The sequence below is a fragment of the Hanstruepera sp. CR43 genome (genome assembly GCF_055227665.1).
In genome coordinates this window covers 1,343,292-1,367,750 of sequence record NZ_CP200078.1, presented here as the reverse complement: position 1 = coordinate 1,367,750, position 24,459 = coordinate 1,343,292, and the positions used below count along the sequence as shown (strand labels likewise).

Genomic DNA, 24,459 nt, shown 5'->3' with positions numbered 1-24,459 from the left:
TTCAAATGTATAGGTTAAAAATTAGTAAAACTAATCGGTTAACACACGTTAACACTGATTAACTTAAAAACGAAATGAATCGTTGCATATTTGTAGGGTATAAAAACAAAAACATCAAATTATGAAACGAACAGTTATGCTATTTGCCTTAATCCTAACAGCTAGTTTGGTTACGGCACAAGATTTCCAAGGGAAGGCTATTTACAAAACGTCCAGAAAAGTAGATATTCAATTGGATAGCACACAAGTCAATTCCGAACAGCATCAAATGATGATGGACATGCTAAAGAAGCAATTTCAAAAAACGTACATATTGAGTTTTAACAAAGAAGCTTCTATTTATAAAGAAGATAAAGAATTAGAAGCGCCACAACCAGCAGGTGTTCAGGTTATGGTTATCAATACGGGTGGAGCAGATAATCTCTACAAGAATTTAAAGGAAAACCGCTATACGAATCAAAGTGAATCCTTCAGTAAATTGTTTTTAATCCAAGATACCTTGGAGGAACATGATTGGGAATTGACCAACGAGAAAAAGTTCATTGGAGATTATGAATGTTACAAGGCAACCAAAATTCGTGAGATGGAGGTTGTTCGTGGCGGTATTAGCATCAATGGAGATAAGGATTTAGATGCCGAAGCTGAAGCCGAACCCGAAATGAAAAAGGTTACGGTAACCGCCTGGTATACACCACAGATTCCTGTAAACAATGGGCCTGGGAACTACCAAGGACTTCCCGGGTTGATTTTGGAAGTGAACGATGGTACAACAACTATGGTTTGCAGTAAACTGGTTTTGAACTCAGAAAAAGATCTTAACATAGAAGAACCCACAAAAGGGAAAAAAGTCAATCAGGAAGAATATGATGCCATTATTGAAAAGAAACTCAATGAAATGCAGGAACGCATGAAGTCCAATTGGAATGAAAACGGTAGAGGCGAAAACGTTGAAATCCGAATTGGCGGTTAATTTTTATGATAACTTTAACAGTTGTGAGTTAAACATTTAAAGCATTTGTGAGTCTTATCGTAATTATAGGTAATTTTATAAAAATTATAAAGACAATTACAATGAGACTATTTCCAAAACAATTACTGATTACTTGCTTCATATTACTGGTGCCTTTCTGTTTGGCTGCTCAACAGGATTTTCAAGGTAAAGCCTATTACCAAACTAAAACCACTATGGATCTGGATAATTGGGGTCGTGGCCAAATGAGCGAACAACAAAAGAAACAAATCATGGAGCGTATGAAGAGCTTTTTGGAAAAGCAGTATATTCTAACATTTTCGCAATCGGAATCTTTATACAAAGAGGATGAAAAATTAGAAGCTCCTGGAGCAGGTGGTGGACGTGGATTTGGAATGATGAGTAGCTTTACTGGTGGCGCCCAATATAAAAATGTAAAGGAAAAACAAATATTACAAGAGCAGGAGTTTTTTGGAAAACAGTTCCTAATCAAAGATTCGTTGCCTAATTTAGAATGGGAGATGGGAACTGAAACCAAACAGATAGGGCAGTATACTTGTTTTAAGGCGACAGCTGTTAAAAAAGTAGATGAATTTGATTGGAGCAGTATGAGACGTCGTGATCGTGATAAAGATGATACCGAAAAGAAAAAGGATTCTACAGATACTGCAGATGCTAAAAGTGACAACCCAATGGATGAAATAGAAGTGCCAAAAGAAATTGTGGTTACAGCTTGGTACACACCACAGATTCCAGTAAACAATGGACCTGGAGAATATTGGGGATTACCTGGTTTAATTCTAGAAATCAATGCGGATAGAACCACCATGTTGTGCACTAAAATCGTATTGAATCCGGATGAAAAAGACGATATCAAAAAACCATCAAAAGGAAAAGAAGTCACTCGAAAGGAATATAATGATATCGTCAAACAGAAAATGGAAGAAATGCGCGAAATGTATGGAGGCCGTAGAGGCGGAAGAGATAGAGGTCATTAATTCTTTAAGCTACAATCAAAAAAATCAAAAACCAAAACATGAAGAACCTATTTTTAGTACTACTATTAGTAGTATCAAGTACAACCTTTGCTCAAATTAAAATAGAGGGCGTTGTTAAAGATAGCATAGGCAATCCATTGGAGTTAGCCAATGTTATTGCCATTAATCAAGAAACCAATAAGCTGGATTCCTATGGCATCACCAATGATCAAGGACGCTATAAGTTGTCATTGGAGAAAAATACCAATTATAAACTACAGGTCAGTTATATTGGAATGAAAACAGCCGATGAATCCATTTCTACAACTGATCAGGATATTTCCAAAAACTTTACCTTGGCCAATGACAATAGCCTGGACGAGGTCGAGCTCATTTATGAAATGCCAGTGACCATCAAAGGGGATACGTTGGTATATAATGCCGATTCCTTTAATACCGGAACCGAACGAAAATTGGAAGATGTTCTTAAAAATCTTCCAGGCGTAGAGATTAATGATGATGGTCAAATTGAAGTAGAAGGTAAGGTGGTCTCCAAAGTGATGGTTGAAGGAAAAGACTTTTTTGATGGCGATTCCAAACTGGCAACCAAAAATATACCAGCCAATGCGGTTGATAAGGTTCAGGTACTTAAAAACTATGCTGAAGTCGGGCAGTTAAGCGGTGTGCAAAACAATCAGGACAATGTTGCCTTAAATATTAAACTAAAAGAAGGTAAAGAAAGCTTTTGGTTTGGAACAGTGACTGCTGGAGGAGGTGTGTCAGATGAAAATGGCCTCTATTTGGCACAGCCCAAACTCTTTTATTACAGTCCCAAATACAGTGTGAATGTTATTGGCGATATCAATAATATAGGCGAAATGGCTTTTTCGCGAAGAGACTATTTTAACTTTTCGGGTGGCTTTAGGCAACCTAGCCAAAGCAGTGGTACCAATATTAGTTTAGGTGATAATGGATTAGGGTTTTTGTCCCTTCAGAATAATAATGCCAAACAAATAAACGCGCGTTTTGCAGCAGCTAATTTTAGCTATTCCCCAACCGATAAATTGGATATTGGTGGTTTTGGAATCTATACAGGTAATAAAATTTTACTTCAGGAAAATAATGACCGTGTGTATACTGACCGTGATTTGGGAATTCCCGATGAACGTACTGAAAGTCAAACAACACAGCGTAGCGATTTGGGAATGTTGAAATTAAATACTACTTATAAACCCAATGCCAATAATCAACTGGATTACGAGATTTTAGGACGTGTTTCCAAAGAGACTCAAGAACAGGATTTCTTTTCTTCTGTTTTGGCCAATAATAACCAATATGAAGAAACCAATCCGTTTAGTATCAATCAAGTTTTAAATTACTATTATACTTTAAACGATAGTAACATTTTTGCCTTTGAAGCCACGCATGTCATCAAAGATGAAGACCCATTCTATAATGCTGTCCTGGCGAATGACCCGCTGAATAACGATAGTGATCCAAATGATCCTTATGATGATACGGCCGAAGATTTAGGAATGGACCGTAACCAATTTGAGTACAATCTTTCACAGAATAAACGGGTTAAATCCAATCAACTGGATGCCAAACTGGATTACTGGAACGTCTTGAACAGTAAAAGCAATATCAATTTTACGGTAGGGACTATTTATAGTAATCAAAAGTTTAATTCAGAAATTTTCCAGACACTGGACAATGGATCCCTGTTTGATATTCAACCTGCGGATTATGATCCAATAAATGACACCGATTATACATTTACCGATGTGTATTTGGGTGTTCATTACCGATTAAAAGCCGGGATTTTTACGTTCACACCAGGTTTATCTGCCCATGCTTACTCCATGAAAAACAAGCAATTTGTTGGTAATTACACAGATAATTTTTTCAGGGTATTGCCAGATTTTAATGCCAGAATTCAGTTAAAGAAAAGCGAGCAGCTTATTTTTGATTACCGTATGCAAACCCAGTTTACCGATGTCAATCAATTGGCTGAAGGATTAGTGTTGAATAATTACGATTCCTTCTATATTGGTAACCAGCAATTAGAAAGCTCTTTGGCACACAATGTGAGTTTGAACTATTTTAGTTTTAACATGTTTAACTATACCAATGTGTTTGCTAGAATTAGCTATACCAAGAATATTGACAACATACGTACAGCCTCTAGCTTCCAGGAAGGAAGTGTTATTAGAGTATCTACACCGTTTAATTCGAATTTCGCCGATGAGAGCGTGAATGCCAACGGCCGTTTTCAACGAAATTTTGGAAAGTTTCGGGCAACTGCAAGTGCCAACTTTAGTTATACCAAGTTTAACCAATTTATTACTACCAGTCAAAACCCCGATGAGCTGGTGCGTTCGGTGAATGAGAATTATAATCAAACCTATCGTGCACAATTACGTACCAATTTTAAGGAAGCACCAAATTTTGAAGTAGGTTATCGTTACGGCATTCAGGATATTGACCAAGGATCTAGCCGTACCAAGGCTTATACCAGTGCGCCAACCATTGAGTTTGATGCGCTTATTTGGAAATCTTTTACGCTGCGTTCGGAATACCAATATACCAATATTAGTAGAGAAGTAGGTGGCTCGAATAGTTTTGATTTTTGGGATGCTTCATTGGCCTATAGAAAAGATGCCGATGCCAAATGGGAGTATGAACTCAAGGCAACTAACTTGTTAAACACGCAATCGCAAACACAGGTTAATGCTGGTGGTTTGAGTGTGAGTACCAATGAGTATTTTATACAACCACGCTTTTTAACCTTTAGGGTGATCTATAATTTATAAAACAAAAAAAGCCTCACAATTGTGAGGCTTTTTGTTTTAACGGTCTCTTAGAGTATGTATGGTTCCTGAAATAGAATGCTCTGTGCTTGTAGAGGCATCTATAAAGGTGCCAGAAAATGTTAAGTCTATATATTCCCCCACAGCACCAATTGCTGATACGTTAATTGTTATATTAGTTTCGCTTGATGTCCAATTGGTACCAAATTCGTCATCTATAAAGTTTAGTGAGGTGTTTATCGAATCGTAAGCTCCCACTATTATGGGATTGTCCTGATCGAATATTTGTATTCTAAAGTTGCTAACTCCAGATTCGTCAGTGCGATATATGTCTAAAAAATTTTCATTTTCCATGTTACTATGAAGAATAGAAGTACCAATTCTTGCATTGCCGTTATCAACTTGATAGGAAATAAACTCATCTATAGCATTGCAAGATGCAATAGTGCCAACATTAGTTGAAGGTGTTGTATAAGTAAAACTTAAAGTATCAGTTTCTTGTAAATTAATATAATCGTATGCTTTTAATTTGAAGATATTGGACGTATTACTACATCTGACGGTCGTTAATTCAAAGTTGCCGTTATCAACAAAATCATAATCATCCGGGTAACCATTTTCATTAATTAGTTCGACATAGCCCTCAGTTATGTTATTGCCATCACAATCTGTAAAACTGCCTGTCACAGTTTCAGAAAGCCATTCATCATTGCTAGAATTGAAGTCTAATATTATATTTGATTCCGAATCTGAAGAAAAAGGCCCAATAGATCCAGAATGAATGTTACCCGTACATAGTTCATTATTTATATTAATACTGACCATCAGTGTTTCGTTGCTTGGTACTAAACCGCAAACTTGACCGTTGGAATTTGTGAAGCCATATCGTGAGCCATAATTTTCACTGGTAATTATAACCTGTACATTAGATAAAACACTGTCGTCTTCATCGGTTACATTTATACACAACATAACAGCTTCGGCTGGAATATCACAATTCCAAAATGAGAAATGGGATACCGTTCCCACATAGGCATTACCAACCAAGGTAGCTTCGCCTTCTTCTTTCCAATAGCCTGCTACTTCATCAAAATACCATAACGGTATGGTTGCTGGTGCTGTAGCTAGTAAGCTGGCATCTAGAGGTACGGTAATTTCAGCAGTACTGCCTGTGGCTAAATTTAAGTCTTCACCATTGCTACCACGTAATTCCACAGCCAGCATGCCAAAGGTTTGGAGCATGCGCTCCTCATTTTGAGCATTGGCCGCATAGAGCATGCCTGGCATTTGATTGAGCATGTTTTCATCGGTTGGGTCTAAATGATGCACAATGACATTCACATTGCCTGAATAAGCCGAGCCATCTTCTTTGGTGTATTCTCCTTGCAAAGCAACCGAAGCGCCATTAGATAAGGCGATAGTTTCAGAAGTGCCACTAGAAGTGGTGCCTGCAACAGTTTCTTCCAACAACATAATTTTGACTTTGTTGGTCCCCGAAGTGGGCACTACTGAACGTGACCCATGTAAATAGCCTGTTTTCTCCACTTGTATATAGCCAAAGCGTTCATAGATATTAGCGCCTCTGATAATAAATACACCATTGGCATCAGTTAAGGTGGTTTGGTCACCAATGGTAACTGTAGCATTTCGTACAGAATTGTTATTTTGGTCTACTACTTCTCCTAGAAAGTCTCTGTTTATTTCGGCACCAAAATTCTCGGTAAAAACCTCGGGATTTGGATTGGGATTGGTGTCAGACAAACTATTGTCATCATCATTTTTGCAAGAAAAAATGAGTGTAAAAATTAGAAGAGTTAAAAGGTGTGATGGTTTCATGTTTGTTTCTTTATAGATGATAACTGAATCAAAGAGGTTTTATTATATAACAGGTTCCCAGACAAATGTCCTAAATGCTAATTGTCCCTTATAGCATGAATAGTACCGTTAATATCACGTGTTATACCGGTGTCATCTAAAAAAGTCCCGGAAAAATTGAGATCAATATATTCATCAATGTTCCCGAAGTTGGTAATATTAGCATTAATACTGCTGGTTCCAGAAACATGGGTTGTATAACTATCACTCAGTATAATAATGTAGGTATTCGCAGGTGGGTAGCTACCGACTCCTATCGGATTCGCTTGATCCGAAATGCCTAGTGTGAAAGTCTCAAATTGATCTTGAGAATAATTAATCCTTAAAATGTTGGGATTGTTTAAGCTTACTTGTATGTCTTGAAAATAAGTTACAGCTTCTCCATTATCAATTTGATATGTTACAAACTCTTCAACGTTGTTACATGCTGCTAATGTACCTACATCGGTATTTGGTGTAGTGAATGTATGTGTAGAGGAATTCGTTTGCTGAATATTATCAAAATCATAACCATGAATAGTAAATGTGTTTGTATCATCGCAATTTAAAAAGTTGAAGCTGAAAGTACCATTATCAACAAAATCAATAAATTCAACACCAATGTAGTTTAATGAAACATAGCCAGATGAAACAGGTTCCCCATCGCAAGTCATAAATTCCCCAAAAACAGTTTCAAAAACATAGGAATTATTAATTGAAATCTGTAAATCGTATGTGCTATCTTCTAAAAAGGGTCCTATTGAAGAAGAAAAAACACTGCCAGCATCACAGGTTTCTTCAAGGTACCAAGGAAGAATTTCAACTGTTAGATTCTCATCCTCTGGTATAAGTCCACAAACTTCTCCATCGTCATTAGTGTAACCAACAGTGTTACCATAATTTACACTAGAAAGCAAAACAGCGGAATTTGAAACTGGATTACCATCCTCATCGGTAACAATAATGCAGAGATTTACAGCCTTTGCTGGGATATCACAATTCCAAAACGAGAAATGTGAAACCGCTCCCACATAGGCATTACCAATTAAAGTGGCTTGACCTTCTTCTTTCCAATAACCAGCTGCTTCATCAAAATACCACAACGGTATGGTTGCTGGTGCTGTAGCTAATAAACTGGCATCAAGAGGTACGATAATTTCAGCAGTGCTACCTGTGGCTAAATTTAAGTCTTCACCATTACTACCACGCAATTCCACAGCTAGCATGCCAAAGGTTTGTAGCATACGCTCTTCATTTTGGGTATTGGCCGCATAGAGCATGCCTGGCATTTGGTCGCTCATGTTTTCATCGGTAGGGTCTAAATGGTGCATAATGACATTCACATTGCCTGAATAAGCCGAACCATCTTCTTTGATGTATTCTCCTTCCAAAGACACAGAAGCCCCATTGGGTAAAGCAATGGTTTCCGAGGTGCCGCTGGAGGTGGTTCCTACATGGGTTTCTTCCAGCAACATAATTTTGACTTTATTGGTTCCCGAAGTTGGTACTACTGAACGCGAACCATGAATGTAACCCGCTTTTTCAACTTTTACATAGCCAAAGCGTTCATAAATATTGGCATTTCTAATAATAAACACTCCATTGAGGTCTGTAAAGGTGGTTTGGTCACCAATGGTAATGGTGGCATTTTGAATAGGATTGTTGTTTTTGTCTACCACCTCACCCAAAAAGTCCCTGTTAATATCATTACCAAAATTCTCGGTAAAAACTTCGGGATTTGTATTGGGATTGGTGTCAGACAAACTATTGTCATCATCATTTTTGCAGGAATAGACAACAATAAAAAATAGGCAAAGAGATAAAATTTTAAGAAGTTTCATGAGATTGATTAGTTATAGCGTTTTTTTTATAGATGCAGAAACTTCAAAAAGGTTGCGTGAATTCTGACATTAATTTCAAAAAAAAGCCTCGTAATATTTTTACGAGGCTTTTTTTATGTTTGTAAACACTTATAAATCAAAGGCTTTTTTGACCTTGTCGACATAATCTAATTTTTCCCAAGTGAACAGTTCCACATCTAAAGTGACATCCTCTCCATTAGGTTGTGAAAATGTTTTTGAGATGGTTTCGGGTTTGCGTCCCATATGGCCATAAGCCGCTGTTTCACTATACATAGGTTGGCGTAATTTTAAGCGCTCTTCGATAGCCGATGGTCGCATGTCAAAAGTTTCGGAAACTTTTTGAGCAATTTCACCATCAGTCATATTAAAAGGACAGGTTCCATAGGTATCGATAAAAATACCCATAGGCTCTACAACACCAATAGCATAACTAACTTGTACTAATACCTCGTCACAAACACCAGCAGCTACGAGGTTTTTAGCAATGTGTCTGGTAGCATAGGCGGCACTGCGGTCAACCTTACTGGGGTCTTTTCCTGAAAAGGCACCACCACCATGAGCGCCTTTTCCACCATACGTGTCCACAATAATTTTACGACCCGTTAGTCCGGTATCACCATGTGGTCCACCAATAACAAACTTGCCAGTTGGATTGATATGATATTTGATATTGTCATTAAATAATGCCTGTAAATGCTCTGGTAATTTGGCAACCACACGTGGTATTAATATCTCTACAATATCTTTACGAATTTTTGCCAACATGTCGTCGTCGGAACCAAAATCATCATGTTGTGTAGAAACGACTATGGCATCAATGCGTTGGGGGATATTATCGTCACTGTATTCAATAGTTACCTGACTTTTTGAATCGGGACGTAGATAAGTAATCTCTTTATTTTCACGGCGTAAGGCAGCCAATTCAATTAATATACGATGTGCCAGGTCCAATGCCAAAGGCATGTAGTTTTCGGTTTCGCGAGTAGCATAGCCAAACATCATACCTTGATCACCAGCTCCTTGTTCTTCCTTACTGGCTCTATCAACACCACGATTGATATCTTCAGATTGTTCGTGAATAGCAGAAAACACACCGCAGGAATTTCCGTCAAACATATAAGCACCTTTGGTGTATCCTATTTTATTGATAGTATCTCTGGCAATTTTTTGAACGTCCAAATACGTTTCGGACTTGACTTCACCGGCTAAAACTACTTGCCCAGTAGTAACCAATGTTTCACAGGCTACTTTTGCGTTTTTGTCAAATGCTAAAAAATGATCGATTAAAGCATCACTAATCTGATCGGCTACTTTATCTGGATGACCTTCAGATACACTTTCTGAAGTAAATAAATATGGCATAAATCCTAATTTTTTGTTGTTGAAAATACGGAAAAAAAGTGAGATTACGCTAAGGCTAAAGAAGTGAAATAGGAACTGCTTTAGCATTTTTTTATGAGGTTGCAATCAGACAAATTTTTCCTCTTATTTTATTTGTTTGGCAAAAGTACACTTTAAATTATAATTACAAAATGACTTTTGAAGTTAAAAGACCTTTAAAAATAAATTCTAAAGGCCTTTTCGTATTAAAACTAACAAAACAAATATTTTAATTAATGTTCATTCAATCTAAAATCGGGGTAGGCATTCATACCATGTTCGTGAGCGTCCAATCCTTCAATTTCCTCTCGTTCGGACACTCTAATGCCAATGGTTTTTTTCATAACGAAGAAAATTACAAATGACGATGATATACAAATAATGGCATAGGATACGATGCCTATAAGTTGACTGACAAATTGGGCGGTTCCAGCCAACTTGCCAAAAATACCGACGGCCAATGTGCCCCAAATACCACAAATTAAGTGAACGGCAATCGCGCCCACGGGATCATCAAGCTTTAGTCTGTCAATTAAAGAAACAGCAAATACTATAATAGCACCACCGATAGCCCCAATAAAGATGGCATCACCAGGACTCATAACATCGGCACCAGCAGTTATACTGACCAAACCTCCCAATATACCGTTCAAAAACATAGTCAGATCTAAATTCTTGTAAATGATAAAAGAAACTATAGCGCAGGTAGCTCCACCAGCAGCAGCTGCCAAACACGTGGTTACCAGAGTAATGGAGGTTAAAGACGGATCAGCTGATAATACGGAGCCACCATTAAAACCAAACCAGCCGAGCCATAATATGAGCACACCTGCAGTGGCCAAGGGAATATTGTGACCAGGAATGGCTTGAATTTGCCCGTTCTTAAATTTTCCAATTCGGGCACCCAACAAACAGACAGCTACCAGAGCTGCCCAGCCACCAACGGAATGTACTAATGTGGAGCCTGCGAAATCATAAAATGGCGTTTCTAATGTTTGTAAAAAGCCGCCTCCCCATTTCCAGGAACCAGCAATGGGATAAACAATTCCAACATAGATTAATGTAAAAATCATGAACGGACCAATTTTAATGCGTTCGGCAACAGCACCAGATACAATAGTTGCGGCAGTTGCAGCAAACATACCTTGGAATAAAAAGTCCGTCCAATACGTGTATCCTGAATTGTATGTCAAGTCTAAATTTCCAGAGGCTAAAGGAGCCTCCAAGCCAAATCCTGAAAAACCAAATAGACCCCAGGAATCATCACCAAAACCCGGATACATCAGGTTAAACCCAATAATGTAATACAGGAGTAGTCCAATGGTAATTATAAAGATGTTTTTGAAAAGAATATTGAGTGTGTTTTTTTGCCGCGTTAAGCCAATCTCTAAAAAGGCAAAACCTAAATGCATGAAAAAGACCAAAGCCGTGCAAATCATCATCCAGACATTATTTATAGTGAGCATTTCCATGGTCTTTAATTAGTTTAATGTTTGTCCGCCTTTCTCACCGGTTCGTATTCTGTAAACTTCTTCAATATGGGAGACAAATATTTTACCATCACCCACTTCACCTGTAGAGCCAGCTTCTAAAATGGCATTTATGGTTGCGGTTTCGAAATCATCGTTAACAACAATGGATAAGTATCGTCTTTGGATGTCGCTAGTGCTATAACTTACGCCTCGGTACACGTGGCCTTCTTTTTCATTGCCCAGACCTGTGACATCCCAATAGGAGAAAAAATTAACACCGACTTGATGTAGTGCTTTCTTAACATCTGAAAATTTTGATTTTCTAATTACAGCTTCAATTTTTTTCATAAAAAATAATTAAAAACGGTTTAAAAATAATTAAAAAAACTATATACCCTAAAAAAATAAGGGTATATGCTCATATTTTATAAAATAAATAATATTACACCCTAATAAATGTGGGGTTTATTATTTTTAAAGTTTATTTTGGGAATTTATTAATTAGCAGAATGAATTTCAAAAAAGTTATTTAAAATTTGGATATTAAAATTTTGTGTTGCAATATTTGCGCTCACAAAGTTCAAATTACTTATTGAAATGTTATCAAGAAAGGTGGAGGGAATAGACCCTATGAAACCTTGGCAACCCTTAAATTCCTGTGGAAATAGGAATCTTTATTTAAGAAGGTGCTAAATTCTACTTTTTGTTATTTCGAGTACAATCGAAAATTCCAATTAGATAGATAACACAAAACTAATTACAGTTCTGTAATTACCTAATTTCTTTTTAACATATTCTATTTAAGTCCTCACAAAAGAGGTGTTTTGACTTTTTGTTTTTTTAAAATTTATAAATCAAACATGAGCAAACTTAAATATGTTTTATTAGATGATGTCTTACTTGAAAGCAATGTGAGCATTACAATAAGATTGTCCTATCAAATCTTTGGGAAACCCTTGGGTTGTGCGCCAATTGTTTTGGTAAACCATGCGCTTACTGGAAACAGCAATGTTGCTGGTGAAAGCGGTTGGTGGAAAGACTTAATAGGCGATAACAAAGTTATAGATACCCAAAAACTTACCGTTTTGTCATTCAATATTCCAGGAAATGGCTACGATGGATTTGTGGTTGAGAACTATAAAGATTTTGTAGCGAGAGATATCGCAAACATTTTTCTTTTAGGTTTAAAAGCACTACAAATTGATAAACTTTTTGCGCTAATAGGAGGTTCGCTTGGTGGCGGAATTGCTTGGGAAATGGCGTTTTTGTCACCAAACCTAGCCGAGTATTTAATTCCTGTGGCAACTGATTGGAAATCTACCGATTGGTTGATTGCCAACTGCCAAATCCAAGAACAATTCTTGGTAAACTCTAAAAATCCGGTTCATGATGCTCGTATGCACGCCATGTTGTGTTACCGAACACCACAATCGTTTAAAGAGCGTTTTCAACGTAGTAAAAATAATGATTTAGAAATCTTTAATGTGGAAAGCTGGTTGTTGCATCACGGAAAAAAATTGCAAGAGCGTTTTCAACTATCTGCTTACAAACTCATGAATCAATTACTAAAAACCATTGACGTCACACGAGGTCGAGGTGACAATGTGAATGTTTTGGATAGTATAAAGTCCCACATTGCCATTATTGGTGTGGATTCCGATTTGTTTTTTACCGCTGAAGAAAACCGAGAAACCCAACGCCAATTGGCAGTAACGCATCCAAATGTGACCTATGGCGAAATCCATTCCAGTCACGGTCACGATGCATTTTTAATAGAGTTTGAACAATTGGAAAACATAATAACAGGCATTTTTAGACCTGAAGCAAAAAACAAAAGGATGAAAGTATTAAAGTTTGGAGGAAAATCGCTTGCCAATGGCGACGGATTAAACCGAGTATTGTCAATTATTGAAAACAAAGTCAACGATGGCGAACATATTACAGTGGTAGTATCGGCAAGAGGAAATGCTACAGACATATTAGAAAATATTTTAGAAAAGGCTACCAAAAAACAAGAGTATCAATCAAGTTTTGAAGCGTTTAAAAACTATCAAATAGAACCTTTGTCAAGTATTGATTTTACTACAGAATTTTCAGAATTGAACAACATTTTTGAAGGTGTTAAGCTACTAGGTGACTACAGTGATAAAATTAAGGCACAAGTATTGTCGTATGGCGAATTATTATCCGTGAAATTGATTTCAGAATTATTAAAGTCAAAAGGCATTAACGCTAACCCAACCGATGCCAGAGTCTTGATAAAAACAGATGCAGACTATATAAACGCGCAACCTCAAGATAAATTGTCCAAAGACAATGTTTTGGCGCATTTTAAAAACTACAATGGTACAACTGTAAATGTTGTAACAGGTTTTATTGGATCAAACCAGAATGGCGAAACCACATTGTTGGGTAGAAATGGCAGTAACTATTCGGCATCTTTATTGGCAAACTATTTAGATGCCGAAGAATTGCAAAACTACACGCATGTAAATGGTATTTATACAGCAAACCCAGATTTGGTAGAAGATGCCCAAAAAATCAGGGAATTATCGTTTAACGAAGCCAATGAATTGGCAAACTTTGGTACTAGTGTTCTACATGCCAAAACCATTATTCCGTTGGTTGAAAAAAACATCAGCCTTCGTATTTTAAATACGTTTAATCCCGAAGACGAAGGTACACTAATTACTGCCAAGCCAAGTAACAAGGAGGTGACGTCGTTATCGGTTTTGGAAGATGTGGCGCTTGTCAATTTAGAAGGTCGTGGTTTATTGGGAAAAGTAGGTGTTGATGCTAGGATTTTCAAGGCTTTGAGCAATCAGGGCATTAGTGTGAGTATTGTGTCTCAGGGCTCTTCGGAAAGAGGTATTGGTCTGGTCATCAATTCGGCGCAAGCCACGCAAGCGGTAATTGCTTTGGAACGTGAGTTTGAAACCGATTTCTACACAAAGGATGTTAATAAAATTGAAGTGGTAGATGATGTTGCAGTCCTTTCCATTATTGGTATCGAGTTAAGCTCGTTCCATAAACCATTCAACGCATTAATTAAAAACCAAATCACGCCACTGTTATTCAACAATACAGTTACAGGGCGGAATGTGAGTTTGGTAGTTAAAAAAGCACAATTGTACAAGGCTGTTAACGTGATTCACGGTGAAATTTTTGGCGTTTCAAAAAAGATAAACATCGCCATTTTTGGTCACGGATTGGTTGGTGGCACGTTGATTGACCAGATTTTGAAATCAAAAGCAGAGATTGAAAAACGCAAAGACATTAACTTAAATGTTTTTGCTATTGCCAATTCCAAAAAACTATTATTGGCAAAACATTGTGTTTCGGAAAACTGGAAAACCGAGATTGCTTCAGTTAAGGAAAATTATAGCATTCAAGACGTTATTGAATTTGCCAAAGCACATCATTTTGAAAACCTTATTGCAGTTGATAATACGGCAAGCAAAACATTTCACAGTAATTATAAACCCTTGGTAGATGCTGGTTTTGACTTGGTGTCGTCCAATAAAATTGCCAATACCATTTCCTGTGATTTCTATACCGATTTACGTCAGCATTTAAAAGAACACAACAAGCAATACTTGTATGAAACTACAGTTGGTGCGGGTTTACCACTGATAGATACCATAAAACTGTTGCACGAATCGGGTGAGAATATCACACGCATCCGTGGTGTGTTTTCAGGAACGTTAAGCTACTTGTTCAATAATTTTTCGGTTCAGGATAAACCCTTTAGTGCCATAATTCAGGAAACGATTGACAAAGGGTTTACTGAACCAGACCCACGAGAGGATTTTTCAGGAAATGATGTGGCTAGGAAACTACTAATTCTAGCTCGCGAATTGGATTTAATAAACGAGTTTGATGATGTTGCTGTTCAAAATTTAATACCTGAAGCATATCGTGATATTTCGGTTGAAGAATTTTTACAGCAATTAGATGTTCTTGATTCAGAATTTCAGAATATAAAAGATACACAACAACCAAACCATGTATTGCGATATGTTGGTGATTTATCTGGAGATTTACAACAAGATAAAGGGAATCTAGAGGTGAAATTGGTGTCAATTCCTGAAGGAAGTGCTTTAGGTCAAGTAAAAGGAGCCGATGCTATTTTTGAGATTTTCACCGAATCGTATGGCGAGCATCCCATTGTAATTCAAGGAGCTGGAGCAGGTGCTGAAGTTACAGCAAGAGGTGTTTTTGGAGATATTTTACGCCTTTCAAAACATATTAATTAAAAGAAAAAACTAAAGATAATGAGCAAAGAAAACCATTTTGAAACCCAAGCGATACGAACACAAATGGAGCGTTCGCAATATTTAGAACATTCAACGCCATTGCACTTAACCAGTAGTTTTGTGTTTGAAGATGCCGAAGATATGCGAGCTTCATTTGCCGAGGAAAAAGAACGTAATATTTACAGCCGATTTACAAACCCAAACACGTCAGAATTTGTAGATAAAATTTGCAAGTTAGAAGGCGCTGAAGCAGGTTATGCATACGCAACAGGAATGTCGGCTGTGTTTTCAACATTTGCAGCTTTGTTAAATGCTGGTGATCATGTGGTGTCTTGCCGAAGCGTTTTTGGATCAACGCATAGTTTGTTTACCAATTTTTTGCCAAAATGGAATATTGAAACCAGTTATTTTAAGGTGAATGAAATTGATAAAATAGAAAGCTTTATTCAACCAAACACCAAAATTCTGTATGCCGAAACGCCAACTAATCCTGCAGTTGATATTTTGGATTTGGAGTTACTAGGAAGCATAGCAAAAAAATACAATTTGTTATTGGTGATTGACAATTGTTTTGCAACGCCCTATTTACAGAACCCAATTAAATACGGTGCAGATTTGGTCATCCATTCTGCCACCAAATTAATTGATGGTCAAGGTCGTGTTTTAGGTGGTGTTACTGTTGGTAAAGCCGATTTGATTAGGGAAATTTATTTGTTTTCAAGAAATACAGGTCCAGCATTATCGCCATTTAATGCGTGGGTATTATCAAAAAGTTTGGAGACACTTTCTGTTCGTGTTGATAGGCATTGTGAAAATGCGTTAAAAGTAGCAGAGTTTTTAGAGTTGCATAAAAATGTGCAATTGGTAAAGTATCCATTTTTAAAATCGCATCCGCAATATGACATTGCCAAAAAGCAGATGAAAAAAGGGGGTAATATTGTGGCTTTTGAAATAAAAGGAGGCATTGAAGCCGGTAGACAGTTTTTAAACAAATTGCAACTATTGTCATTGTCAGCAAATTTGGGAGATACCCGAAGTATTGCAACCCATCCAGCATCAACAACACATAGTAAATTAAGCGAAGCCGACAGAATGGAAGTTGGAATTACTGATGGTCTGGTGCGTGTTTCTGTAGGGTTGGAGCATCCCGATGATATTATAGCCGATTTAAACCAAGCTTTAGGTTGATTTAAGAATTTGGTTATCTTTGGAAGTATGCTTTCAAAGAAAACAAAATACGGCCTAAAGGCATTAACTTATATAGCGCGACAGGAAGGAAACCAACCAGTTCAAATCAGTGCCATTTCCCAAAGTGAAAATATCTCTAGAAAGTTTTTGGAGAGTATATTGCTCACGCTTCGTAAGAATGGTTTTTTAGGATCTAAAAAAGGTAAAAATGGAGGATATTATTTGCTTAAAGATCCTAAAGATATTAAGATGGCACCCGTTATGCGTATTCTGGAAGGGCCTATTGCAATGGTGCCTTGTGTGAGTTTGAATTTTTATGAAAGATGTGATGATTGCCCAGACGAAACCGCCTGCACCGTCCATAATTTAATGCTCGAAGTAAGGGATAGTACGCTTAATATTTTCAATAACAGATCCTTGGCAGATTTAATTTAGCTTAGGTGTTGTTTCTGTTTAAAAATTCTTCATATTAAAAAGAGTTTTCTTCTGTTTTTTTTTCATAAATGCTTGTCGGTTAAATATTTTTATTTAGTTTTGCTTCATAATCCTATTAATCCGATAGGAATAAAGTAAATTAATTAATGCAATGATGAACAACCGTATTGATATTGATTTTTGGAACAAGAAGTTGAGAGACAAATTACCTGATGAAATTATTGATTGGGCATTACGATTAACAGATAACCGTATTGTGACAACAAGTTTTGGGGTGTATTCTGAAGTTTTGTTGAGTACCATAACCAACCACGACAAAAACATAAAAACCATTTGGTGTGATACATTATATAATCAGCCAAGTACTTATAAACACGCTTCTAACCTCATTGAAAAATACAGTTTAAATATTCATCGCTACAAGGCGTTGATTACCAAAGAAGAGGTCGAGACTACTATAGGGTTTCCTAGTGTTGAGGACGAAAATTTTGAAGCTTTTTCTGAAACTGTAAAGTTAGAGCCTTTCAGAAGGGCCTTAAAAGAACACCAACCCGAAGTGTGGTTTACAAACATTCGGGTACGACAAACCGAATTGAGGAGCAAGAAAGACATTTTAAGTTTTAGCAAAGATGGTATTTTAAAGGTCAGTCCATTTTATTACTGGACTGATACCGACCTGGATGCTTATGTTGCCAAAAACAAGCTAACCAAGAATAGTGATTATTTCGATCCAGTAAAAGCCCTTCACAATCGTGAATGTGGCATTCATTTACAATAAAAAAAGCGACGCACCATGCAGAGTTTTAGAACAGAAATAGAAAATCCCGTTGTGGAACAAGACATTATTGAATTAGCTAATAAAATTGAGTTGTTCCATAATGGTAAAATTAATGAAGAAAAATTCCGAAGTCTCCGTTTGGCACGCGGAGTTTATGGACAACGACAACACGGTGTACAAATGATCCGAATTAAATTGCCTTACGGAAAAGTGTTAAGTAAGCAATTACGCCGAATTGCAAATGTTTCAGACGAATATTCTCGCGGAAGATTACATATTACAACTAGACAAGATATACAAATTCATTACGTAGATCTTGATAGAACGCCAGAACTTTGGGCAGAATTAGAACGAGACGATGTAACCCTTCGTGAAGCTTGTGGTAATACTGTAAGAAATGTAACAGCCAGTGAAACAGCTGGAATTGACATAAACGAGCCTTTTGATGTGTCACCTTACGCAGATGCTTTGTTTAAGTTCTTTTTACGTAACCCAATTTGTCAAGAAATGGGAAGAAAGTTTAAAGTGTCATTTTCGGCTTCAGATGAAGATACAGGATTGTCTTACATGCACGATTTAGGCTTTATCGCAAAAGTTGAAAACAATGTACGTGGATTTAAAGTTATGCTTGGTGGCGGATTAGGTTCGCAACCAAGGCATGCCGATGTGTTTTATGAGTTTTTACCAAGTGAAAAAATTATTCCTGTAATGGAAGGTATTTTGCGCATTTTCGATCGTTATGGCGAACGTAAAAGTCGTGCAAAAGCACGTATGAAATTCTTAATAAAAGATATTGGTTTAGAGGAATTTAAGCGACTTGTAGCAGAAGAGCAAAAAGCAATAGAATTTGCTTCTATTCCAATAGATGCAAAGCATTATCCGGTTTCAAAACCAGTAAATGTTACAGCGCCAGAAGTTGTTATAAAAGACGAAAGAGCATTTCAAACTTGGAAAAACACCAACGTTATTCAGCAAAAACAAGACGGTTATGTAGCGATAGGAATAAAAGTGTTGTTAGGTGATTTTTACACAGACAAAGCAAGGTTGTTAGCTAATTTAGTTGAAAATTATGCAGCAGGAGAAATTCGTTTGACGTTAAGACAAAACATTTTAATTCCTTTTGTAAAGGAAGATTTATTACCATATTTCTATCAAGAATTATCCAGATTAGGGTTTGCAGAAGCAGGTTATAACAAAGCGGTAGATATTACAGCTTGTCCAGGAACAGACACTTGTAATTTAGGAATAGCAAGCAGTACAGGAATTGCCGAAGAGTTAGAACGTGTGATTAAAACCGAATATCCGCAATACTTAAATAATAATGATCTTGTAATTAAAATTAGCGGTTGTATGAATGCTTGCGGTCAACACAATATGGCAAATATTGGGTTTCAAGGTATGTCTATTCGTACGCCAGATAAATTAGTTGCACCAGCATTACAAGTGCTTTTAGGTGGAGCAAATAAAGGTAACGGACATGGTGTTTTTGCTGACAAAGTAGTAAAAGTACCAAGTCGTCGTGCACCAATTGCGTTACGTCGTTTGTTGGACGATTTTCAAATTAATGCAAAAAACCTGTCGTTTGAAGATTACTACCAAGAAAAAGGGCAAATGTATTTTTATGATATGCTTACAGACTTATCAGATGTAAGTAATTTAACTCAAAACGATTTTATCGATTGGGGAAATACCGAAGTTTATGAAAAAGCAATTGGTATTGGCGAATGTGCAGGTGTAGTTATCGATTTAATTTCAACTTTATTTTTAGAAAGCGAAGAAAAATTAGAGCTAGCAAAAGACGCTTTAGAGAACAAGGTGTATTCTCATGCGATTTATCACACGTATAATGCGTTTATAAATTCAGCTAAAGCAATATTACTAACAGAAAATAAATCTACTAACTCTCAAGCAGGAATTATTAAGCAGTTTGATGAAGATTTTGTAGCAACAAAACGTATTCCGCTTGACGTATCATTTTCAGAGTTAGTATTTCAAATTAAAGAAAATGCACCAAATAAAGCATTTGCAGCACAATATTTTAAAAGTGCCGAAGCATTTTTAAAAACAGTAAAAGCCTATCGTGAAAATGATCAAAAAGTAGGATGATGATGAAGACAATAATTCCAAAATTGACCATTGTTGGTGCAGGACCTGGCGATCCAGAATTAATAACACTTAAAGCTATTAAAGCCATTCAGTCAGCAGATGTAATTCTCTACGATGCATTAATAAATAAAGATTTGCTTGCCTATGCGTCAAAAAAGGCAGAACTGATTTTTGTTGGTAAACGCAAAGGTTGTTATGCTTATCTACAAGAACAAATTAACGAGTTAATCGTTCAGCGAGCAAAAACAAAAGGACATGTTGTAAGACTAAAAGGCGGCGATCCTTTTGTGTTTGGTCGTGGAGCTGAAGAGATTGATTATGTGAAGCCTTTTGGTTTAGAAACTTTTGTGGTGCCTGGTATTTCTTCAGCATTAGCAGTGCCAGCATTTCAAGGAATTCCGTTAACAAAACGTGGCGCTTCAGAAAGTTTTTGGGTCATTACTGGTACAACCAAATCGCACAATATGTCGAACGATATTGTGCTTGCAGCAAAATCTACAGCAACAGTTGTTATCCTTATGGGAATGGGAAAACTACAACAAATTATGGATGTGTTTTCATCTGAAGGTAAAGCAAAAACTGCCGTTGGAATTATTCAAAACGGAACAACAAAAGATGAAAAGTTCGGCATTGGAACCGTAGATACGATTTGCGATGTTGTAAAAAAGCAGCAACTGTCTAATCCTGCAATTATTGTAGTTGGTGATGTTGTAAAACAGCGTGTTGTGCTTAATTCCATAGCTAAACAAGTAGAAACTTTAAAAGTAGCATAACCATGAATGAAAGAAATAATTTATATCCAATTTTTATAAAAATGCATAGCATTAACACGCTAATTGTTGGTGGTGGTTATGTGGCTTTAGAAAAGTTGACGTTTTTACTGAAATCTAGTCCAAATGCTAAAGTTACTATGGTTGCTAACTTTTTTAGACCAGATGTTATAATGTTAGCAAAGCAGTTTGATGTTAAGTTAATTAAGATGTCTTATCACGATTCGTTTTTATTGGATCAAGATTTAATTATTGCTGCGACTGACAAACCAGAAGTAAATAAGCAAATTTACAACGATGCCAAAGCAAATCACATATTGGTAAATGTCGCAGATACACCAGAATTATGTGATTTTTATTTAGGAGGAATTGTTACAAAGGGTCATGTTAAAGTAGCTATTTCTACCAATGGGAAATCGCCTACTACGGCCAAGCGGTTACGACAGTTTTATGAAGATGTGATTCCCGAAAATATAAACGATCTAGTGCAAAATTTAAACCGATACAGACAGACCATAAGAGGTGACTTTCAACAAAAAGTACAGACCTTGAACACGGTTACCAAAACTTTAATTCAAAATGAGAAATACAATGATTAAAACAGACCTATTGATTATTGGTGCAGGCCCAACCGGATTGTTTACCGTTTTTGAAGCAGGATTATTAAAAATGAAATGCCACTTAATAGATGCATTGCCACAACCTGGGGGGCAATGCTCGGAATTATACCCTAAAAAACCAATTTACGATATTCCAGGGTTTCCAGAAATTTTAGCTGGCGACTTGACCAAGAACCTATTGGATCAAGGTAAGCAGTTTGAACCCGGATTTACATTGGGAGAACGTGCCGATACTATTGAGAAACTGGAAGATGGTAGCTTTGTTGTTACTACCAACAAGGGCACCAAGCACAACGCTCCAGTAGTTGCCATTGCAGGTGGTTTAGGCTCCTTTGAACCCAGAAAACCGGTTATTGATAATTTAGAGTATTATGAGGATAAAGGTGTAGACTATTTTATAAAGGATCCAGAAGTGTATCGCAACAAAAAAGTGGTTATTTCAGGTGGTGGCGATTCGGCATTGGATTGGAGTATTTTTTTGGCAGATGTTGCCGAGGAAGTGACATTGGTACATAGAAGGAATGAATTTAGAGGTGCTTTGGATTCAGTAGAACGCGTTAGGGAATTGAAATTATTAGGCAAGATAAACTTGATAACACCTGCCGAAGTTACTGCCATTCATGGTAATAAAACAGTTGAAGGTGTAACTATCGAAAAAGAACGCGAAAAAATCCTTTTGGAAACCGATTATTTCATACCACTTTTTGGGTTGTCACCAAAACTTGGACCTATTTCAAATTGGGGATTGGAAATCGAAAAAAATGCCATTAAGGTGGATACCTTGGATTATCAAACCAACATTTCGGGAATTTTTGCCATAGGCGATGTTAATACCTACGAAGGTAAATTAAAACTCATTTTGTGTGGTTTCCACGAAGCAACTTTAATGTGTCAATCGGCTTATAAAATTATCAATCCAGGAAAAAAATATGTGTTAAAATATACAACCGTCAGTGGTGTTGATGGTTTTGACGGCACCAGAAAAGAAGCCCCAAAAGCCGTGGTACAAGCCATAAATTAGTGTTCTATGGTTAGTTTAGTTAATTGATGAATCCTCACGGCGTTTTTGTTGTGAGGGTTTATTTTTGATGTTAAATATTGAATAGCATAATTTAAAATAGAAGTGTTAATTTTATATTGATTATGATTTTATTTAAAACAACATGCAAATAAATTTAAGGATTAAGGAAACGGTAAATGAATTTACAAAGCAATTGTTCTATGCCTTGTTTGATGATGACAATAAACAGAAACAGGAATTTAATGAACTGGAGTCACTATTTGAAACTATTGTTTCAGAAGTAAGCAATAATAACAGCAAACCGCTTTGGGAAGCCTTTAAATCAAAAATCCCTTTTATTAAACAAAATATAGAATTGGATGCCATAGCCATAGAGAAAAATGATCCAGCCAGTAATAGTTTGCAGGAAGTTTATTTAGCCTATCCTGGCTTTTATGCTATTGCCATATATAGATTGAGTCACGAACTTTTTAATTTGGGTTTACCCATTTTAGCGCGTATGATGAGTGAATCGGTACATGGCAAAACAGGAATCGATATCCATCCTGGAGCTTCTATAGGTAAGTCTTTTTTTATTGATCATGGTACAGGAATTGTAATTGGAGAGACGTCTATTATAAAAGACCATGTCAAGATCTATCAAGGGGTTACTTTAGGCGGATTGTCCATCAAAAAAAGTTTGGCACAGACCAAACGCCATCCAACCATAGAGGATAATGTGACTATTTATGCTAATGCTACCATATTGGGAGGGGATATTGTTATTGGTGAAAACAGTATTATTGGTGCCAATGTCTGGATCACCCAATCTGTGCCGCCAAATTCCTTGGTCACGTATCAATCTGAAATTAAAATTAGCACAAGAAAACCATGACCTACAAAAAAACCATTTTAGATTTTATTGGCAACACGCCACTTGTTGAAGCTCGAAACATCGTCAATAAAGAAGGCGTTAAATTGTTTCTGAAATTGGAAGGAAAAAACCCAGGAGGCAGTGTAAAGGATCGGGCAGCCTTCAATATGATTTCTGAAGCCTTAAATCGAGGTGAAATCAAAATAGGCGATACGCTTGTGGAGGCAACAAGTGGCAATACAGGCATAGCTTTGGCATTTATTTCAAGATTGTTAGGATTGAATATGGTTTTGGTAATGCCTGAAAACTCAACGGAGGAACGCATTAAAACTATGCGAGCTTATGGAGCCGAATTAATTTTAACCTCCAATGAAGGAGGCATAGAAGGTGCTCGCGATTTTGCCGAAAAATTGCAAAAAGAAAAAGGCTACTTTATGCTCAATCAATTCGCTAACGATGATAACTGGAAAGCGCATTACAAAACCACTGGCCCAGAAATTTGGAAAGATACTAACGGAGAAATCACCCATTTTGTATCTGCCATGGGAACCACAGGAACCATTATGGGAACGTCAACTTTTTTAAAAGAACAAAATCAAAATATTCAAATTATAGGCGCACAGCCTACCGACGGTTCTAAAATTCCAGGTATCCGCAAATGGCCAGAAGCCTATTTACCAAAGATTTTTAACCCTGAAAAAGTAGATGAAATTATTGAAGTGAGCGAGGGGGAAGCTAGAGAAACAGCCGGATTATTAGCTCAAAAAGAAGGCGTTTTTGCAGGAATGAGCAGTGGTGGTTCAGTTGCTGTGGCTTTGAAGGTTGCGCATCAGATTGATAAAGGGACAATTGTTGCCGTCATCTGTGATATTGGTGATAGGTATTTGTCTTCAGATTTGTTTGAATAAAATTGTGTATCCCATTTTTATTCTTTTTATTTGTCCTTTAGTTCATAATATTATTGATGTTATCACGAAAGGCAGAGGGAATAGACCCGTTGAAGCCTTAGCAACCCTTTATTTCTAAAGAAGGTGCTAAATTCTACCCATATAGAATGGGACAGATAACCCGAGAATTATTCTTCTCTCTTTTCTTGATGACATTTTA

General features: G+C 36.8%; 18 protein-coding genes and 2 riboswitches. Of the genes, 13 read left to right on the top strand and 5 right to left on the bottom strand.

The features are described 5' to 3' along the window. The first annotated feature begins 121 nt into the window (after nt 1-121). From ACKXGU_RS06285 to ACKXGU_RS06275, 3 genes are all read left to right on the top strand, one after another. Nucleotides 122-970, top strand: a complete 849-nt coding sequence (locus ACKXGU_RS06285) for a GLPGLI family protein (protein ID WP_463467202.1) — start codon at nt 122-124, stop codon at nt 968-970. A gap of 101 nt (nt 971-1,071) precedes the next feature. Next, the gene (locus ACKXGU_RS06280; protein WP_463467201.1) at nt 1,072-1,968 is read left to right on the top strand and encodes a GLPGLI family protein; all 897 of its coding nucleotides are present in this window, start codon (nt 1,072-1,074) and stop codon (nt 1,966-1,968) included. 38 nt (nt 1,969-2,006) lie between these two features. Then, a complete protein-coding gene (locus ACKXGU_RS06275) occupies nt 2,007-4,760 on the top strand; it encodes a carboxypeptidase regulatory-like domain-containing protein (protein WP_463467200.1) in 2,754 nt (917 codons plus the stop codon). 36 nt (nt 4,761-4,796) lie between these two features. Here the strand turns inward: ACKXGU_RS06275 and ACKXGU_RS06270 are convergent, their stop codons facing one another. From ACKXGU_RS06270 to ACKXGU_RS06250, 5 genes are all read right to left on the bottom strand, one after another. Next, on the bottom strand, nt 4,797-6,593 hold the full coding sequence (locus tag ACKXGU_RS06270) for a carboxypeptidase-like regulatory domain-containing protein (RefSeq protein WP_463467199.1): 1,797 nt from the start codon (nt 6,591-6,593) through the stop codon (nt 4,797-4,799). Nucleotides 6,594-6,670: 77 nt separating this feature from the next. Next, nucleotides 6,671-8,452, bottom strand: a complete 1,782-nt coding sequence (locus tag ACKXGU_RS06265) for a carboxypeptidase-like regulatory domain-containing protein (protein WP_463467198.1) — start codon at nt 8,450-8,452, stop codon at nt 6,671-6,673. A 129-nt stretch (nt 8,453-8,581) separates the two neighbouring features. Continuing rightward, nucleotides 8,582-9,835 carry a methionine adenosyltransferase gene (gene metK / locus ACKXGU_RS06260; RefSeq protein ID WP_463467197.1) on the bottom strand — a complete coding sequence of 418 codons (1,254 nt, stop codon included), beginning with the start codon at nt 9,833-9,835 and terminating at the stop codon, nt 8,582-8,584. Nucleotides 9,836-10,086: 251 nt separating this feature from the next. Continuing rightward, entirely contained in the window at nt 10,087-11,325 is a 1,239-nt protein-coding gene (locus tag ACKXGU_RS06255; RefSeq protein WP_463467196.1) for an ammonium transporter, read from the bottom strand. 9 nt (nt 11,326-11,334) lie between these two features. Continuing rightward, nucleotides 11,335-11,673, bottom strand: coding sequence for a P-II family nitrogen regulator (locus tag ACKXGU_RS06250; protein WP_463467195.1), 339 nt, complete (start codon nt 11,671-11,673; stop codon nt 11,335-11,337). 249 nt (nt 11,674-11,922) lie between these two features. Further along, nucleotides 11,923-12,074, top strand: a riboswitch (SAM riboswitch). A 111-nt stretch (nt 12,075-12,185) separates the two neighbouring features. Here ACKXGU_RS06250 and thrA point away from each other — a divergent pair. The 10 genes from thrA to cysM all read left to right on the top strand — a co-directional run bounded on the left by thrA (nt 12,186) and on the right by cysM (nt 24,260). Beyond that, the gene (gene thrA, locus ACKXGU_RS06245; protein ID WP_463467194.1) at nt 12,186-15,581 is read left to right on the top strand and encodes a bifunctional aspartate kinase/homoserine dehydrogenase I; all 3,396 of its coding nucleotides are present in this window, start codon (nt 12,186-12,188) and stop codon (nt 15,579-15,581) included. An 18-nt stretch (nt 15,582-15,599) separates the two neighbouring features. Next, the gene (locus ACKXGU_RS06240) at nt 15,600-16,769 is read left to right on the top strand and encodes a trans-sulfuration enzyme family protein (protein ID WP_463467193.1); all 1,170 of its coding nucleotides are present in this window, start codon (nt 15,600-15,602) and stop codon (nt 16,767-16,769) included. A gap of 27 nt (nt 16,770-16,796) precedes the next feature. Then, nucleotides 16,797-17,204: an RrF2 family transcriptional regulator gene (locus tag ACKXGU_RS06235; RefSeq protein ID WP_463467192.1), complete on the top strand. Its 408-nt coding sequence runs from the start codon at nt 16,797-16,799 to the stop codon at nt 17,202-17,204. A 151-nt stretch (nt 17,205-17,355) separates the two neighbouring features. Continuing rightward, nucleotides 17,356-17,982, top strand: a complete 627-nt coding sequence (locus ACKXGU_RS06230) for a phosphoadenosine phosphosulfate reductase domain-containing protein (protein ID WP_463467191.1) — start codon at nt 17,356-17,358, stop codon at nt 17,980-17,982. Between the two features lie 15 nt (nt 17,983-17,997). After that, entirely contained in the window at nt 17,998-20,088 is a 2,091-nt protein-coding gene (locus tag ACKXGU_RS06225; protein WP_463467190.1) for a HEPN domain-containing protein, read from the top strand. 2 nt (nt 20,089-20,090) lie between these two features. Continuing rightward, nucleotides 20,091-20,861 (top strand): uroporphyrinogen-III C-methyltransferase, encoded by a 771-nt coding sequence (gene cobA, locus ACKXGU_RS06220; RefSeq protein WP_463467408.1) that lies wholly within the window; start codon nt 20,091-20,093, stop codon nt 20,859-20,861. 41 nt (nt 20,862-20,902) lie between these two features. After that, nucleotides 20,903-21,457 (top strand): precorrin-2 dehydrogenase/sirohydrochlorin ferrochelatase family protein, encoded by a 555-nt coding sequence (locus ACKXGU_RS06215; RefSeq protein WP_463467189.1) that lies wholly within the window; start codon nt 20,903-20,905, stop codon nt 21,455-21,457. Next, nucleotides 21,450-22,499 carry an NAD(P)/FAD-dependent oxidoreductase gene (locus tag ACKXGU_RS06210; RefSeq protein WP_463467188.1) on the top strand — a complete coding sequence of 350 codons (1,050 nt, stop codon included), beginning with the start codon at nt 21,450-21,452 and terminating at the stop codon, nt 22,497-22,499. The genes ACKXGU_RS06215 and ACKXGU_RS06210 overlap by 8 nt, the downstream gene beginning before the upstream one ends. A 142-nt stretch (nt 22,500-22,641) precedes the next feature. Then, the gene (gene epsC / locus ACKXGU_RS06205; protein ID WP_463467187.1) at nt 22,642-23,373 is read left to right on the top strand and encodes a serine O-acetyltransferase EpsC; all 732 of its coding nucleotides are present in this window, start codon (nt 22,642-22,644) and stop codon (nt 23,371-23,373) included. Then, nucleotides 23,370-24,260: a cysteine synthase CysM gene (cysM, locus tag ACKXGU_RS06200; protein WP_463467186.1), complete on the top strand. Its 891-nt coding sequence runs from the start codon at nt 23,370-23,372 to the stop codon at nt 24,258-24,260. The genes epsC and cysM overlap by 4 nt, the downstream gene beginning before the upstream one ends. A 56-nt stretch (nt 24,261-24,316) precedes the next feature. After that, nucleotides 24,317-24,422, top strand: a riboswitch (SAM riboswitch). Nucleotides 24,423-24,459 lie beyond the last annotated feature (37 nt).

Coding starts and splice junctions, on each gene's coding strand:
- ACKXGU_RS06285 (WP_463467202.1), top strand. CDS start 122: ATGAAACGAACAGTTATGCTATTTGCCTTAATCCTAACAGCTAGTTTG.
- ACKXGU_RS06240 (WP_463467193.1), top strand. CDS start 15,600: ATGAGCAAAGAAAACCATTTTGAAACCCAAGCGATACGAACACAAATG.
- ACKXGU_RS06250 (WP_463467195.1), bottom strand. CDS start 11,673: ATGAAAAAAATTGAAGCTGTAATTAGAAAATCAAAATTTTCAGATGTT.
- ACKXGU_RS06215 (WP_463467189.1), top strand. CDS start 20,903: ATGCATAGCATTAACACGCTAATTGTTGGTGGTGGTTATGTGGCTTTA.
- epsC (WP_463467187.1), top strand. CDS start 22,642: ATGCAAATAAATTTAAGGATTAAGGAAACGGTAAATGAATTTACAAAG.
- thrA (WP_463467194.1), top strand. CDS start 12,186: ATGAGCAAACTTAAATATGTTTTATTAGATGATGTCTTACTTGAAAGC.
- ACKXGU_RS06265 (WP_463467198.1), bottom strand. CDS start 8,452: ATGAAACTTCTTAAAATTTTATCTCTTTGCCTATTTTTTATTGTTGTC.
- ACKXGU_RS06280 (WP_463467201.1), top strand. CDS start 1,072: ATGAGACTATTTCCAAAACAATTACTGATTACTTGCTTCATATTACTG.
- ACKXGU_RS06225 (WP_463467190.1), top strand. CDS start 17,998: ATGCAGAGTTTTAGAACAGAAATAGAAAATCCCGTTGTGGAACAAGAC.
- metK (WP_463467197.1), bottom strand. CDS start 9,835: ATGCCATATTTATTTACTTCAGAAAGTGTATCTGAAGGTCATCCAGAT.
- ACKXGU_RS06230 (WP_463467191.1), top strand. CDS start 17,356: ATGATGAACAACCGTATTGATATTGATTTTTGGAACAAGAAGTTGAGA.
- ACKXGU_RS06235 (WP_463467192.1), top strand. CDS start 16,797: ATGCTTTCAAAGAAAACAAAATACGGCCTAAAGGCATTAACTTATATA.
- ACKXGU_RS06255 (WP_463467196.1), bottom strand. CDS start 11,325: ATGGAAATGCTCACTATAAATAATGTCTGGATGATGATTTGCACGGCT.
- cobA (WP_463467408.1), top strand. CDS start 20,091: ATGAAGACAATAATTCCAAAATTGACCATTGTTGGTGCAGGACCTGGC.
- ACKXGU_RS06210 (WP_463467188.1), top strand. CDS start 21,450: ATGATTAAAACAGACCTATTGATTATTGGTGCAGGCCCAACCGGATTG.
- cysM (WP_463467186.1), top strand. CDS start 23,370: ATGACCTACAAAAAAACCATTTTAGATTTTATTGGCAACACGCCACTT.
- ACKXGU_RS06275 (WP_463467200.1), top strand. CDS start 2,007: ATGAAGAACCTATTTTTAGTACTACTATTAGTAGTATCAAGTACAACC.
- ACKXGU_RS06270 (WP_463467199.1), bottom strand. CDS start 6,593: ATGAAACCATCACACCTTTTAACTCTTCTAATTTTTACACTCATTTTT.